The 13,866-nt window shown below is 68.8% G+C and carries 12 protein-coding genes; 10 read left to right on the top strand and 2 right to left on the bottom strand.

Annotated elements, in window-relative coordinates; translation table 11 throughout:
* The first annotated feature begins 59 nt into the window (after positions 1–59).
* The 7 genes from eccD (at position 60) to ACFY1E_RS22480 (ending at position 8,785) form a co-directional block, all read left to right on the top strand.
* The gene (eccD, locus tag ACFY1E_RS22510; protein ID WP_389078680.1) at positions 60–1,523 is read left to right on the top strand and encodes a type VII secretion integral membrane protein EccD; all 1,464 of its coding nucleotides are present in this window, start codon (positions 60–62) and stop codon (positions 1,521–1,523) included.
* Positions 1,524–1,649: 126 nt separating this feature from the next.
* Positions 1,650–3,164, top strand: coding sequence for a PQQ-binding-like beta-propeller repeat protein (locus ACFY1E_RS22505; RefSeq protein WP_389078677.1), 1,515 nt, complete (start codon positions 1,650–1,652; stop codon positions 3,162–3,164).
* A 185-nt stretch (positions 3,165–3,349) separates the two neighbouring features.
* Positions 3,350–3,637, top strand: a complete 288-nt coding sequence (gene rpsO, locus ACFY1E_RS22500; protein ID WP_030945091.1) for a 30S ribosomal protein S15 — start codon at positions 3,350–3,352, stop codon at positions 3,635–3,637.
* Positions 3,638–3,951: 314 nt separating this feature from the next.
* Positions 3,952–6,171: a polyribonucleotide nucleotidyltransferase gene (locus tag ACFY1E_RS22495; protein ID WP_389078674.1), complete on the top strand. Its 2,220-nt coding sequence runs from the start codon at positions 3,952–3,954 to the stop codon at positions 6,169–6,171.
* A complete protein-coding gene (locus ACFY1E_RS22490; RefSeq protein ID WP_389078672.1) occupies positions 6,168–7,547 on the top strand; it encodes a M16 family metallopeptidase in 1,380 nt (459 codons plus the stop codon). Before ACFY1E_RS22495 ends, ACFY1E_RS22490 begins: the two co-directional genes overlap by 4 nt.
* A 25-nt stretch (positions 7,548–7,572) precedes the next feature.
* Entirely contained in the window at positions 7,573–8,325 is a 753-nt protein-coding gene (gene dapB / locus ACFY1E_RS22485) for a 4-hydroxy-tetrahydrodipicolinate reductase (protein ID WP_389078669.1), read from the top strand.
* 7 nt (positions 8,326–8,332) lie between these two features.
* The gene (locus ACFY1E_RS22480; RefSeq protein WP_389078667.1) at positions 8,333–8,785 is read left to right on the top strand and encodes a hypothetical protein; all 453 of its coding nucleotides are present in this window, start codon (positions 8,333–8,335) and stop codon (positions 8,783–8,785) included.
* A gap of 82 nt (positions 8,786–8,867) precedes the next feature.
* Here the strand turns inward: ACFY1E_RS22480 and ACFY1E_RS22475 are convergent, their stop codons facing one another.
* On the bottom strand, positions 8,868–9,419 hold the full coding sequence (locus ACFY1E_RS22475; protein ID WP_389078665.1) for a PH domain-containing protein: 552 nt from the start codon (positions 9,417–9,419) through the stop codon (positions 8,868–8,870).
* 89 nt (positions 9,420–9,508) lie between these two features.
* Entirely contained in the window at positions 9,509–9,745 is a 237-nt protein-coding gene (locus ACFY1E_RS22470; RefSeq protein WP_389078662.1) for a hypothetical protein, read from the bottom strand.
* Between the two features lie 175 nt (positions 9,746–9,920).
* On the opposite strand from ACFY1E_RS22470, the gene thyX reads away from it, so the two are divergent.
* The 3 genes from thyX (at position 9,921) to ACFY1E_RS22455 (ending at position 13,601) form a co-directional block, all read left to right on the top strand.
* Positions 9,921–10,661 carry an FAD-dependent thymidylate synthase gene (thyX, locus tag ACFY1E_RS22465; RefSeq protein ID WP_389078660.1) on the top strand — a complete coding sequence of 247 codons (741 nt, stop codon included), beginning with the start codon at positions 9,921–9,923 and terminating at the stop codon, positions 10,659–10,661.
* 210 nt (positions 10,662–10,871) lie between these two features.
* Positions 10,872–11,771, top strand: coding sequence for a 4-hydroxy-tetrahydrodipicolinate synthase (dapA, locus tag ACFY1E_RS22460; protein ID WP_389078657.1), 900 nt, complete (start codon positions 10,872–10,874; stop codon positions 11,769–11,771).
* Positions 11,772–11,915: 144 nt separating this feature from the next.
* Positions 11,916–13,601: a ribonuclease J gene (locus ACFY1E_RS22455; protein ID WP_389078655.1), complete on the top strand. Its 1,686-nt coding sequence runs from the start codon at positions 11,916–11,918 to the stop codon at positions 13,599–13,601.
* The last annotated feature ends 265 nt before the right edge of the window (positions 13,602–13,866 follow it).

Raw genomic sequence — 13,866 nt, 5'->3', positions numbered from 1 at the left:
TGGCGCTTCGCGTCGTACGAACTGCATGAAGCAGCCTTGTCCAACAGGGGGAACACCAGGTGAGCACGGGGACTTCGACAGGTTTCTGCCGAATCACCATCGCAGCGCCGGACAGCCGAGTCGATGTCGCGCTGCCGGAGGACCTGCCGATCCAGGACCTCTTTCCTGAGATCATCAGGCTCTCGGGCCTGGTCCAGTCGGACACCAGTCTTGCCGGTTATCACCTGGTGACACGCGAGGGTCAGGTGCTCGACGCGAGCCGTTCGTTGCTGGAGCACCGGGTCAGGGACGGCGAGGTGCTGCTGCTGCGGACCTTCGCCGACTCGCTGCCGCCCGCCGTCCACGACGACGTCGTGGACGCCATCGCCGCCGCGGTCAAGCAGGACATCCGCAGCTGGAACGACAACCTGATGCGGGTGGCCGGTCTCGTCGCCGGTTCGCTGCTGCTGGTCATGCTCGGCTTCGTCTTCTGGTTCGCGGACCCGATCCGGCACGACATGCACGGCCTGCAGGGCATCCTCGCGGGCGTGACCGCACTCGGCCTGACGGCTCTCGCCGGTGTACGGGCCCGGGTGTACGAGGACCGGGGCTCCGCCGTCGCGCTCGGCATCTCGGCGCTGCCGCACGCGCTCATCGCGGGCTCCGGCGTCCTCGCACAGGGCGCGCACGAAGGCCCCGGAAGGCTCCAGTTCCTCGTCGGCTGCGTCGCCGTGCTGCTGTTCTCCGTCGTGCTGATCATGCTGTTGCCGCAGGGCGACGCCCCGTTCGTGGCCGCCGCGCTGGCCTCCGGGATCGGCACGCTCGCCGTGTTCTGCGGTGTGCTCACCGACGCGGCGCCGCGGGAGATCGCCGCGGGCACCTCGGTGGTCGCCCTGGCGGTGGTCGGTTTCCTGCCCGGCTGGTCGGCCCGGTTCGCCAAGCTGCCGATCGGCTTCCGCAACCCCGAGGACCTCGCCCGGGCCCGCCGCGAGGGCCGCGAGGGCGACCTCGAGGCCGTCGACGTCCAGCGCATCGTCGCCCAGACCAGCCGCGGTCACGAACTGCTGCTCGGCCTGGTGGGCGGCTGCGCCGCCGTCATCGTCGGCGCGGGCGGCGCGGTGCTCGGCTTCAGCGACAGCGGCTGGGCCCAGCTGCTGGCCCTGTGCACCGGCCTCGCCGCGATGCTCCGGGCGCGTCTGTTCCGCTACACCGCCCAGGTCACCTGCCTGTTCGTGGCCGGTGTCATCACGCTCGGCCTGCTGGTCCTCGGCCTTGCGATCTCGCCACCGGCCGACATCATCATCCAGCTGCTCCAGAACAACCACGGCCCGGTCGACGTACGGACCCTGTGGCTCGGCGCCTCGGTCGCGGCCGGTGTGCTGCTCCTGATCGCGATCGCCCTGATCGTGCCGCAGAAGGGCCTCTCCCCGTTCTGGGGCCGCATGCTCGACCTCGCGGACTCGCTGGTCCTGCTCTCCCTGGTCCCCGTCTGCCTGGCGGTCCTCGACGTCTACGGCAAGGTCCGCGGCGGCATCGGGAACTGAGACCCGTCCGGCGACAGACCTCGACGCCCCACACCCTGCACGCAGGGCGTGGGGCGTCGGCGTGAGCACGGCAACGGAATCCGCACCCCCGGTCACAGGAAAACTCCACAGGGAAAGGACCCGCGCGTGAGCTTCGGCCCGCCCCCTCCCATGTACGCCCAGCCCGCCCAGCCCGCGCAGCCGCCACGGCAGAGGCACCGACCGAAGTGGCCCCTGGCGCTGCTCGCACTCGTGCTGGCCGCGGCGCTCGGCACCGGCGGCTGGCTGCTGTGGGGCGCCGGCACCAAGACGTCGAACAAGCAGGCGGCCACCCGCCAAGGCCCCCTCGACATCCGGGAGACCGTCGAGAAGAAGCCCGCGAGCCCCACCGGAAAGATGGCCTTCCGTTTCTCCGTGGACGACCTCAGCCCGGGCGAGCACTACCAGATGCCCGGCATGTGGGCCACGGACAAGATCCTCGCCAAGGGCATCAACAAGACCGTCGTCGGCCTGCGCATAGGCACCGACGCCTCCCCGGGCGACGAGAAGTGGAAGCTCCCCCTCGACGGCCCGATCTGCGGCTACACCCGCCACGTGACCAACGACCACCGCACGGCCGTCCTGTTCCGCGCCAACGACCGCGGCAACGCCTTCTGCAACCACGTGGCCTTCTTCGACCTCGACGACGGCCGTGAGGTCTGGGACGCCGACTTCCCCGTCTCCGAACTGGGCGACGGCCACGGCATGGCCACGGGCGGCGACTCCCAGGACACCCCGAGCGTGACCCTGGTGCACGGCACGGTCGTCGTCACCTGGGGCGGCGGCACGGACGCGTACCGCATGAAGGACGGCACGCGCGCGTGGGAGACGATTTCCGCCGGCTCCTGCCAGGACATGGGCGCAGCGGGCGGAGGTGCCCTGCTGGTGCGCCAGCAGTGCTGGAACGACAAGGCCCCCGCCGACTCCACGGACGCCACCACCTACAAGGCACGCAAGGTGGACCCGGCAACCGGCAAGGCCCTGTGGACGTACTCCGCCGCGAAGGGCATCCGCGACCTCAACATCCCCTCCGCCGAGCCGCCCGTCCTCGCCGTCCAGGCCGGCGGGATCGGCATCTCCGAGATGCTCTCCCTGGACACCTCGGGCAAGACCCGCGCCGTGATCCGCCTCCAGAACGGCACCTACGTCGGCGAGTGCTCGTACGACGACTTCCTCACCGCCGACGACTGCCCGACCATCGCCGTCGGCGACGGCCAGGTCTTCCTGCGCAGCAAGGACTCGGGCGAGCTGATCAACTCCAACTGGATCATCGGCTTCGACCTCGCGACCGGAAAGACCACCAAGAAGTACGACTCCGGCCCCGGCTCCCTGCTGTACCCGGTCCGGGTGAGCGGCGGCAGACTCCTCGCCGTACGCGTGACCGACCAGCACGTCATGCCCTCGGGGCTGGTCAGCCTGGACCCGCGGACCGGCACGGAGACCCCGTACCTCTACTTCGACCTCCCTCAGGAGGCCGATCTGATGACGATGACGGACTACAACGACATCGTTGTCCAGGACGGCCGCATCTTCTTCGGCGTCAAGAAGGTCGACGGACCCGCCAAGGGGCAGCCCAGATGGGTGTATCTCGTCCTGGGCATCGAGAGCATGGCCGTGAAGTAGCGACCCCACCGGCTGGTACCCTGTGTGACGGCCGTTTGTGTACGCACCCCCGGAACCCCGGCAGGTTCACCTGCAGGACCTGGAGGCCGCGCCCAGCGGATCCCCGCCTCCCGAGTAACGGAAGCTCCCCCGAGACAAAGACCGGGGGCACTCGGTGGCAACTTTGAAGACTACGAGGAGTACGAGTGTCGCTCGACGCCGCTACGAAGAAGCAGATCATCACCGAGTTCGGCCAGAAGGAGGGCGACACCGGCTCCCCCGAGGTCCAGGTCGCCATGCTCTCGCGCCGGATCTCGGACCTGACCGAGCACCTCAAGACCCACAAGCACGACCACCACTCCCGTCGTGGTCTGCTGATCCTGGTCGGTCAGCGCCGTCGCCTGCTGCAGTACCTCGCCAAGAAGGACATCCAGCGCTTCCGTGCGCTGGTCGACCGCCTCGGCATCCGCCGTGGTGCGGCGGGCGCCAAGTAAGACGCCGTGCAGGGGGAGCGGTTCCCGAAGGGTCGGGACCGCTCCCTTTGCCGTACGTGCGGAAACGTCCGTACGCACGGAAACATGCGGAGTGTCACTGCCCCTTTGTAGTGTGGTAGCACAACGCAATACGTACGACACAGCGAGAAGCGCACCTCGCCGCCGCCGGTCCTCGGTAGTGGCCCCCGGGGGAAGTGAGCCCCGGGTGCTTCGATCGAAGACCGGCCCGCACCAGTGGAGCGCTTCTCCGTGACGGTCCTCCTGCCACACGGGCAGACAAGGACAAAAGACGAAAAGTATCGGAGAAAACGCTAGTGGAGAACGAGACCCACTACGCCGAGGCCGTCATCGACAACGGCTCCTTCGGCACCCGCACCATCCGCTTCGAGACGGGCCGTCTGGCCAAGCAGGCCGCCGGCTCCGCCGTGGCGTACCTGGACGACGACACCATGGTGCTGTCGGCCACCACCGCCTCCAAGAACCCCAAGGACCAGCTCGACTTCTTCCCCCTGACGGTGGACGTCGAGGAGCGGATGTACGCCGCCGGCAAGATCCCCGGCAGCTTCTTCCGCCGTGAGGGCCGCCCCTCCGAGGACGCGATCCTCACCTGCCGCCTCATCGACCGCCCGCTGCGCCCGTCCTTCAAGAAGGGCCTGCGCAACGAGATCCAGGTCGTCGCCACGATCATGGCCCTCAACCCCGACCACCTGTACGACGTCGTGGCGATCAACGCCGCGTCCGCGTCCACGCAGCTGGCCGGTCTGCCCTTCTCCGGCCCGATCGGCGGCGTCCGCGTCGCGCTGATCAACAACCAGTGGGTCGCGTTCCCGACGCACTCCGAGCTCGAGGACGCCGTCTTCGACATGGTCGTCGCCGGTCGCGTCCTGGAGGACGGCGACGTCGCGATCATGATGGTCGAGGCCGAGGCCACCGAGAAGACCATCCAGCTGGTCAAGGGCGGCGCCGAGGCGCCGACCGAGGAGGTCGTCGCCGCCGGTCTGGACGCCGCGAAGCCCTTCATCAAGGTGCTCTGCAAGGCCCAGGCCGACCTCGCCGCGAAGGCCGCCAAGCCGACCGCCGAGTTCCCGATCTTCCTGGACTACCAGGACGACGTCCTCGAGGCCCTGACCGCCGCCGTCAAGCCGGAGCTCGCCTCCGCGCTGACCATCGCCGGCAAGCAGGAGCGCGAGGCCGAGCTGGACCGCGTCAAGGCGCTCGCCGCCGAGAAGCTCCTGCCGGAGTTCGAGGGCCGCGAGAAGGAGATCTCCGCCGCGTACCGCTCGCTGACCAAGACCCTGGTCCGTGAGCGCGTCATCAAGGAGAAGAAGCGCATCGACGGCCGCGGTGTCACCGACATCCGCACCCTGGCCGCCGAGGTCGAGGCCATCCCGCGCGTGCACGGTTCCGCGCTGTTCGAGCGTGGCGAGACCCAGATCCTGGGCGTCACCACCCTCAACATGCTCCGCATGGAGCAGCAGCTGGACACCCTCTCCCCGGTGACCCGCAAGCGCTACATGCACAACTACAACTTCCCGCCGTACTCCACCGGTGAGACCGGCCGCGTCGGCTCCCCGAAGCGCCGCGAGATCGGCCACGGCGCCCTCGCCGAGCGCGCCCTCGTGCCGGTCCTGCCGACGCGCGAGGAGTTCCCGTACGCGATCCGTCAGGTCTCCGAGGCCCTCGGCTCCAACGGCTCGACCTCCATGGGCTCGGTCTGCGCCTCCACCATGTCGCTGCTGAACGCCGGTGTGCCGCTGAAGGCCCCCGTCGCCGGTATCGCCATGGGCCTCATCTCCCAGGAGATCGAGGGCGAGACGCACTACGTCACCCTCACCGACATCCTCGGTGCTGAGGACGCCTTCGGCGACATGGACTTCAAGGTCGCCGGCACCAAGGAGTTCGTGACCGCGCTCCAGCTCGACACCAAGCTGGACGGCATCCCGGCCTCCGTCCTGGCCGCCGCCCTCAAGCAGGCCCGTGACGCCCGCCTCCACATCCTCGACGTGATGATGGAAGCGATCGACACGCCGGACGAGATGTCCCCGAACGCCCCGCGGATCATCACCGTCAAGATCCCCGTGGACAAGATCGGTGAGGTCATCGGCCCCAAGGGCAAGATGATCAACCAGATCCAGGAGGACACCGGCGCCGAGATCACGATCGAGGACGACGGCACCATCTACATCGGTGCCGCCGACGGCCCGGCCGCCGAGGCCGCCCGCGCCACGATCAACGGCATCGCCAACCCGACCATGCCGGAGGTCGGCGAGCGCTACCTGGGCACCGTCGTGAAGACGACCACCTTCGGTGCGTTCGTGTCGCTGCTCCCGGGCAAGGACGGTCTGCTGCACATCTCGCAGATCCGCAAGCTCGCGGGCGGCAAGCGCGTGGAGAACGTCGAGGACGTCGTCGGCGTGGGCCAGAAGGTCCAGGTCGAGATCGCCGAGATCGACTCCCGCGGCAAGCTCTCCCTGATCCCGGTCATCGAGGGCGAAGAAGGCGACGACGACAAGAAGGACGACGGCGACAAGTGACGCCCCGTGGCTTCGAGGCGACGGCCCGCACCTCCTCGGAGGCGCGGGCCGTCGCCCGTACCCAAACCCTGATCAAGGGCGAGAACGGCATCGGCACGGTCCGCAAGACCACCCTCCCGGGCGGTCTGCGCATCGTCACCGAGACCCTGCCCTCGGTCCGCTCCGCGACCTTCGGCATCTGGGCGCACGTCGGCTCCCGCGACGAGACCCCGGCCCTGAACGGCGCCACGCACTACCTGGAGCACCTGCTCTTCAAGGGCACCTCCCGCCGCAGTGCGATGGACATCTCCTCCGCCATCGACGCGGTCGGCGGCGAGATGAACGCGTTCACGGCGAAGGAGTACACGTGCTACTACGCGCGCGTGCTCGACACCGACCTGCCGCTCGCCATCGACGTCGTCTGCGACATGCTCACGGGCTCGCTGATACTCGAGGAGGACGTCAACGTCGAACGCGGCGCGATCCTCGAAGAGATCGCGATGACCGAGGACGACCCGGGCGACTGTGTGCACGACCTGTTCGCGCACACGATGTTCGGCGACAACCCCCTCGGCCGACCCGTACTCGGCACGGTCGACACCGTCAACGCCCTCACCGCGGACCGCATCCGCCGCTTCTACAAGAAGCACTACGACCCCACCCACCTGGTCGTGGCGGCCGCCGGCAACATCGACCACAACAAGGTCGTACGACAGGTCCGCGCGGCCTTCGAGAAGGCGGGCGCCTTCAAGAACGACGCGGCGGCCCCCATCGGCCCGCGCGAAGGCAGCCGCACCATCCGCACCGCGGGCCGCGTCGAACTGCTCGGCCGCAAGACCGAACAGGCACACGTCGTGCTCGGCATGCCGGGCCTCGCCCGCACCGACGAGCGCCGTTGGGCCCTCGGCGTGCTGAACACGGCCCTCGGCGGCGGCATGTCGTCCCGCCTGTTCCAGGAGGTCCGCGAGAAGCGCGGCCTGGCCTACAGCGTGTACTCGTACACCTCGGGCTTCGCCGACTGCGGCCTGTTCGGCGTGTACGCCGGCTGCCGGCCCTCGCAGGTCCATGACGTGCTGAAGATCTGCCGCGACGAACTCGACCACGTCGCCGAGCACGGCCTGTCCGACGACGAGATCGGCCGCGCCATCGGCCAGCTCCGGGGCTCGACGGTCCTGGGCCTGGAGGACACGGGCGCGCTGATGAACCGTATCGGCAAGAGCGAGCTGTGCTGGGGCGAGCAGATGTCCGTGGACGACATGCTGGCCCGGATAGCCTCGGTCACCCCCGACGACGTCCGCTCGGTCGCGCGCGACATCCTGGGACAGCGGCCTTCGCTGTCGGTCATCGGCCCGCTGAAGGACAAGCAGGCGTCCCGTCTGAACGAAGCGGTCGCGTAAGTCCTCTCCTGAAGGAAGCAAGAAGATGAGCAAGCTGCGCGTGGCGGTCCTCGGTGCCAAGGGCCGGATCGGCTCGGAGGCGGTACGGGCCGTCGAGGCGGCCGGGGACATGGAGCTGGTGGCCGCCCTCGGCCGCGGCGACAAGCTGGAGACGCTGGCGGAGACCGGCGCCCAGGTCGCCGTCGAACTGACCACGCCGGCCTCGGTGATGGACAACCTCGAGTACTGCGTGAGTCACGGCATCCACGCGGTCGTCGGTACGACGGGCTGGACCGACGAGCGCCTCACGCAGCTGGGCGGCTGGCTGGCCGCCTCCCCGGAGACGGGCGTGCTGATCGCGCCGAACTTCTCCATCGGCGCCGTACTGACGATGAAGTTCGCGCAGATCGCCGCGCCCTACTTCGAGTCCGTCGAGGTCATCGAGCTGCACCACCCGAAGAAGGTCGACGCCCCCTCCGGGACCGCCACGCGCACGGCCCAGCTCATCGCCGAGGCGCGCCGCGCCGCCGGCACGGCACCGGCGCCGGACGCCACGGAGACGGCACTGGACGGCGCTCGCGGCGCGACGGTCGACGGGATCCCCGTGCACGCCGTCCGCCTGCGTGGTCTGCTGGCCCACCAGGAGGTCATGCTCGGCGGTGAGGGCGAGACGCTGACCGTCCGGCACGACTCGCTCCACCACAGCAGCTTCATGCCGGGCATCCTGCTCGGCGCCCGCCGCGTGGTGACCACCCCGGGCCTGACCTTCGGCCTGGAACACTTCCTGGACCTGGGCTGACACCGTCATGCGAGCCAAGCTGTCCTACGCCGTAACGGCCGCCGTCCTGGTCTTCTACTTCGTCCTGGTCGGCAGCCGCGGCGTCATGCTCATCCAGTCCGGCACGGTCCTCACCGTCACCTTCGGCGTGGCGGTGCTGATCCTGCCGGTCATCGGGCTGTGGTTCCTGTGGAAGAACACCCAGTTCGTCCGCAAGGCCAACGCCCTCGCCGCCGAACTCGACGCCGAGGGCGGCCTGCCCATCGACGAGCTCAAGCGCACACCCGGCGGCCGTATCGACCGCGACTCGGCCGACGAGGTCTTCGCCAAGCGCAAGGCCGAGACCGAAGCGGCCCCCGACGACTGGCGCAGCTGGTTCCGCCTCGCCGTCGCCTACCACGACGCCCGCGACACCCCACGCGCCCGCAAGGCCATGCAACGCGCCATCGCCCTGCACGAAGGCAGAACGGTCGAGGCCTGAGGCCCACGGCCACACCTCAGCCGTACGCCGAAGGGGCCGGCCCGCGCTCACCGCGGACCGGCCCCTTCGTGCGAGCGCAGGGTCAGCCGCGCCTGTTCTCCGCCGCCCACGCCTCGATCGTGTCCGCGGCCCGGTCGAAGGACCCGGCCCGTGCCAGGAAGTCGACACTGTGCGTGGTCAGCAGCACCGGCCCGTCCTGCTCCGGACGGTCACGTCGTACGAGGATCAGCGCCTGCCCCTGCACCGTCCGCGGCAGCCCGAGCCAGCGCACCGGCTGCTGCACCGTCCGCAGGGCGGCGACCCGCTCCCACGGCGTCGTACGCGTACCGAAGAAGCCCACCTGGCGCAGCCCGCGCGCACTCACCCACACGCCCACGCGCAGCAGCCTGAGGGAACCCGCGATGACGGCCAGCGCGACACCGAAGACCACACCGGCCTCGGAAGCCGAAGCGGTGAACGCGATGATGACCGCGGCGAACAGCACGAAGGAGGCGAGCAGCAGCCACAGGGCCGCCACACCCACGCGCCACGGCCCGGGGCGGTAGGGCCGCCGCCAGCGGTCGCGGTCGTCGAAGGGCAGCGCATCGTCCGCCGGCTCATAGGCACGGTCGGCCGTCAGGAAGGGCAGGGGCACGGCTGGTCCTCACTCAATCCATGCATGGGCTGTGCCGGTGAGGTTATCCGTCTGTGTTCCTGCCCACCACTCGTGGGGTCCGGATGGAGTCAGTGCCCCTGGGAGGCCTGTGACTGCTGAGCCGGCGTGGCAGCAGGACTGGACAGCGCGGGCATACCGAGAACCAGCGAGCCCACCAGTCCGGCGACGATGGTGAGTCCCAGCAGCCAGCGCCCGGCTATCTGACCAGCGGACGCCCGCTGACGGGGCGGGGGAGCGACATTGCTGCGGAACCTGTCGGCTTCGGCGACGAAGGCGAACGGGACGGGTTCACGCCGACGGAACATGAGGGGAGCTTCTCCTCTCGGGATCGAACGAGTGACTGTCATCTACACAGACGGTCGAGTGCCCCAAAAGGTGCCCGGTTTCGCCAACTTCCTTCGGTCACGACAGCGAACGTCCTGTTTGGTGGGCCGTAGAGTGGCGTCGCCAAGAGACAAGATGGGAAGGACCCCCCGAACCGTGACCTCCACCCCCGACGACGATTTCAAGATCGACTTGCGCAGCGATGTCACCGTCGAACTGGTCAAACACAGCGCGGCTGACTCCGATGTGCTGTTCGCGGCCCGGGTGTCGACCGTCGGGGAACAGTCCCTGGACGAGTTGAACAAGGACCCGGAGCGCTCCAAAGGCCTGATCAACTACCTCATGCGGGACCGGCACGGCAGTCCGTTCGAGCACAACTCGATGACCTTCTTCATCAGCGCCCCGATCTTCGTCTTCCGCGAGTTCATGCGGCACCGGGTCGGCTGGTCGTACAACGAGGAGTCTGGCCGCTACCGGGAGCTGCAGCCCGTCTTCTACGTCCCGGACAGCTCTCGGAAGCTGGTCCAGCAGGGCCGCCCGGGCAAGTACGTGTTCGTGGAGGGCTCCCCCGAGCAGCACCAACTCGTGGGGCAGGCCATGGAGGAGTCCTACCGGCAGGCGTACCGGACCTACCAGCAGATGCTCGCGCAGGGCGTCGCCCGCGAGGTCGCCCGTGCGGTCCTCCCGGTCGGCCTGTTCTCCTCGATGTACGCCACCTGCAACGCCCGCTCGCTGATGCACTTCCTCGGCCTGCGCACCCAGCACGAGCTGGCGAAGGTTCCGTCCTTCCCGCAGCGGGAGATCGAGATGGTCGGCGAGAAGATGGAGGCCGAGTGGGCCAGGCTCATGCCGCTCACCTACGCCGCCTTCAACGCGAACGGCCGTGTGGCGCCGTAGCGCACCGCCATCCATCGGTCAGGCAGGGCGGTACGGTCAGCCTCGTGAAGTGTCCGTATTGCGGCATTTGGAGAAGTTCATCTAGCCTGATCAAACGGACCCGGTACTGCTTGAACCCCCGAGCAGGCAGTACCGGGCTCCGCATTTGTCCGGACTTATCCCGCACCCCAAGGGCAGACCACGCATTGAGCACCGAGTAGCGTGTTACCCATGGCTCCGACCTCGACTCCGCAGACCCCCTTCGGGCGGGTCCTCACCGCCATGGTCACGCCCTTCACGGCGGACGGCGCACTCGACCTCGACGGCGCGCAGCGGCTCGCCGCCCACCTGGTGGACGCAGGCAACGACGGCCTGATCGTCAACGGCACCACCGGCGAGTCCCCCACCACCAGCGACGCGGAGAAATCGGAGCTCGTACGGGCCGTACTGGAGGCGGTCGGCGACCGCGCCCACGTCGTGGCCGGCGTCGGCACCAACGACACCCACCACAGCATCGAGCTGGCCCGGGCCGCCGAGAAGGCGGGCGCACACGGCCTCCTGATCGTGACGCCGTACTACAACAAGCCCCCGCAGGAGGGCCTGTACCGGCACTTCACGGCCGTCGCCGACGCCGCCGAGCTGCCGGTCATGCTCTACGACATCCCCGGGCGCAGCGGCGTCCCGATCAACACCGAGACGCTGGTCCGGCTCGCGGAGCACCCGCGCATCGTCGCCAACAAGGACGCCAAGGGCGACCTCGGCCGGGCGAGCTGGGCCATCGCCCGCTCCGGGCTCGCCTGGTACTCCGGCGACGACATGCTGAACCTGCCGCTGCTCTCGGTGGGCGCGGTCGGCTTCGTGTCGGTCGTGGGCCACGTGGTCACTCCGGACCTGCGCGCCCTGGTCGAGGCGTTCGTCTCCGGCGACGTCCAGAAGGCCACCGAGATCCACCAGAAGCTGCTCCCGGTCTACACGGGCATGTTCCGCACCCAGGGCGTCATGACCACGAAGGCCGCCCTCGCCCTCCAGGGCCTGCCGGCGGGACCCCTGCGCGCACCCATGGTGGAGTGCACGCCCGAAGAGATCGCACAGCTCAAGATCGATCTTGCTGCGGGCGGGGTACAGCTCTAACACCAGACTTTGGCACCACCACAGACTTCACAACTGAATAGCGGGCCACCGGTGCCCGCACCCCACAACGACAACTGCTCATGCACGAACGTCACGCGCGCCACGTGCCCACCGGTACGTGGCGCGCGTGGTGAGGAGAGTCTTTTGAGTCATCCGCATCCTGAACTCGGCCCGCCGCCGCCGCTCCCCGAAGGCGGCCTGCGGGTCACCCCGCTCGGCGGTCTCGGCGAGATCGGCCGAAACATGACGGTCTTCGAGTACGGCGGCCGTCTTCTGATTGTCGACTGCGGCGTGCTCTTCCCCGAGGAGGAGCAGCCCGGGATCGACCTGATCCTGCCGGACTTCTCGTCCGTACGGGACCGCCTCGACGACATCGAGGGCATCGTGCTCACGCACGGCCACGAGGACCACATCGGTGGCGTCCCCTACCTCCTGCGCGAGAAGCCCGACATCCCGCTGATCGGCTCCAAGCTGACCCTCGCCCTCATCGAGGCGAAGCTCCAGGAGCACCGCATCCGCCCGTACACCCTCGAGGTGGCGGAGGGGAACCGCGAACGTGTCGGCCCCTTCGACTGCGAGTTCGTCGCGGTCAACCACTCCATCCCGGACGCCCTCGCCGTGGCCATCCGCACGCCCGCGGGCATGGTGGTCCACACCGGCGACTTCAAGATGGACCAGCTCCCGCTGGACGGCCGCCTGACAGACCTCCACGCTTTCGCACGACTGAGCGAGGAGGGCATCGATCTCCTCCTCGCCGACTCGACGAACGCGGAGGTCCCCGGCTTCGTCCCGCCCGAGCGCGACATCTCCAACGTCCTGCGCCAGGTCTTCGCAAGCGCCCGCAAGCGGATCATCGTGGCGAGCTTCGCCAGCCACGTCCACCGCATCCAGCAGATCCTGGACGCGGCTCATGAGTACGGCCGCCGGGTCGCCTTCGTCGGCCGCTCGATGGTCCGCAACATGGGCATCGCCCGGGACCTCGGCTACCTGAAGGTCCCGCCGGGTCTGGTCGTCGACGTGAAGACACTCGACGACCTCCCCGACAGCGAGGTCGTGCTGGTCTGCACGGGCTCGCAGGGCGAGCCCATGGCGGCCCTCTCCCGCATGGCCAACCGTGACCACCAGATCCGCATCGTCGACGGCGACACGGTGATCCTGGCGTCGTCGCTGATCCCCGGCAACGAGAACGCGGTCTACCGCGTGATCAACGGCCTGACCCGCTGGGGCGCGAACGTGGTCCACAAGGGCAACGCGAAGGTCCATGTCTCGGGTCACGCGTCCGCGGGCGAACTCCTGTACTTCTACAACATCTGCCGCCCGAAGAACCTGATGCCGGTCCACGGCGAATGGCGCCACCTGCGCGCCAACGCCGAACTGGGCGCCATGACCGGCGTCCCGCACGACCGCATCGTCATCGCCGAGGACGGCGTGGTCGTCGACCTCGTCGAGGGCAAGGCCAAGATCTCGGGCAAGGTCCAGGCGGGTTACGTCTACGTCGACGGGCTCTCGGTCGGTGATGTGGGCGAGCCGGCGCTGAAGGACCGCAAGATCCTCGGCGACGAGGGCATCATCTCGGTCTTCCTCGTGGTCGACTCGTCCACCGGCAAGATCACGGGCGGCCCGCACATCCAGGCCCGCGGCTCGGGCATCGAGGACACGGCCTTCGGCGACGTGATCCCGAAGATCACCGAGGTGCTCGAACGCTCGGCCCAGGACGGGGTGGTGGAGCCGCACCAGCTGCAGCAACTCATCCGCCGCACCCTCGGCAAGTGGGTCTCCGACACGTATCGGCGCAGGCCAATGATCCTCCCGGTCGTGGTGGAGGTCTGACGGGCGTACGACCCCTCGTACGTATGAACCCGGAGCGGGGCGCCTCGATTTGCATCGGGGCGCCCCGCTCCAGTACGTTTACGGCTCCGCCAGAACGGGAACCCGGCCGCCTCGTGCGCCGGAACCAGTCCCCGATCGGGGCGGGAAATCCGACTCAGAATCTCTGATAAAGTCGGAACCGCCGGAAAGGGAAACGCGAAAGCGGGAACCTGGAAAGCACCGAGGAAATCGGAACCGGAAACGGTCTGATAGAGTCGGAAACGCA

It is taken from the genome of Streptomyces sp. NPDC001604, from assembly GCF_042893475.1.
In the GTDB taxonomy this organism is placed as follows: domain Bacteria; phylum Actinomycetota; class Actinomycetes; order Streptomycetales; family Streptomycetaceae; genus Streptomyces.
This window is presented reverse-complemented; position numbering and strand designations above follow the sequence as displayed.

Coding starts and splice junctions, on each gene's coding strand:
- dapB (WP_389078669.1), top strand. CDS start 7,573: ATGAGCAAGCTGCGCGTGGCGGTCCTCGGTGCCAAGGGCCGGATCGGC.
- ACFY1E_RS22480 (WP_389078667.1), top strand. CDS start 8,333: ATGCGAGCCAAGCTGTCCTACGCCGTAACGGCCGCCGTCCTGGTCTTC.
- ACFY1E_RS22470 (WP_389078662.1), bottom strand. CDS start 9,745: ATGTTCCGTCGGCGTGAACCCGTCCCGTTCGCCTTCGTCGCCGAAGCC.
- dapA (WP_389078657.1), top strand. CDS start 10,872: ATGGCTCCGACCTCGACTCCGCAGACCCCCTTCGGGCGGGTCCTCACC.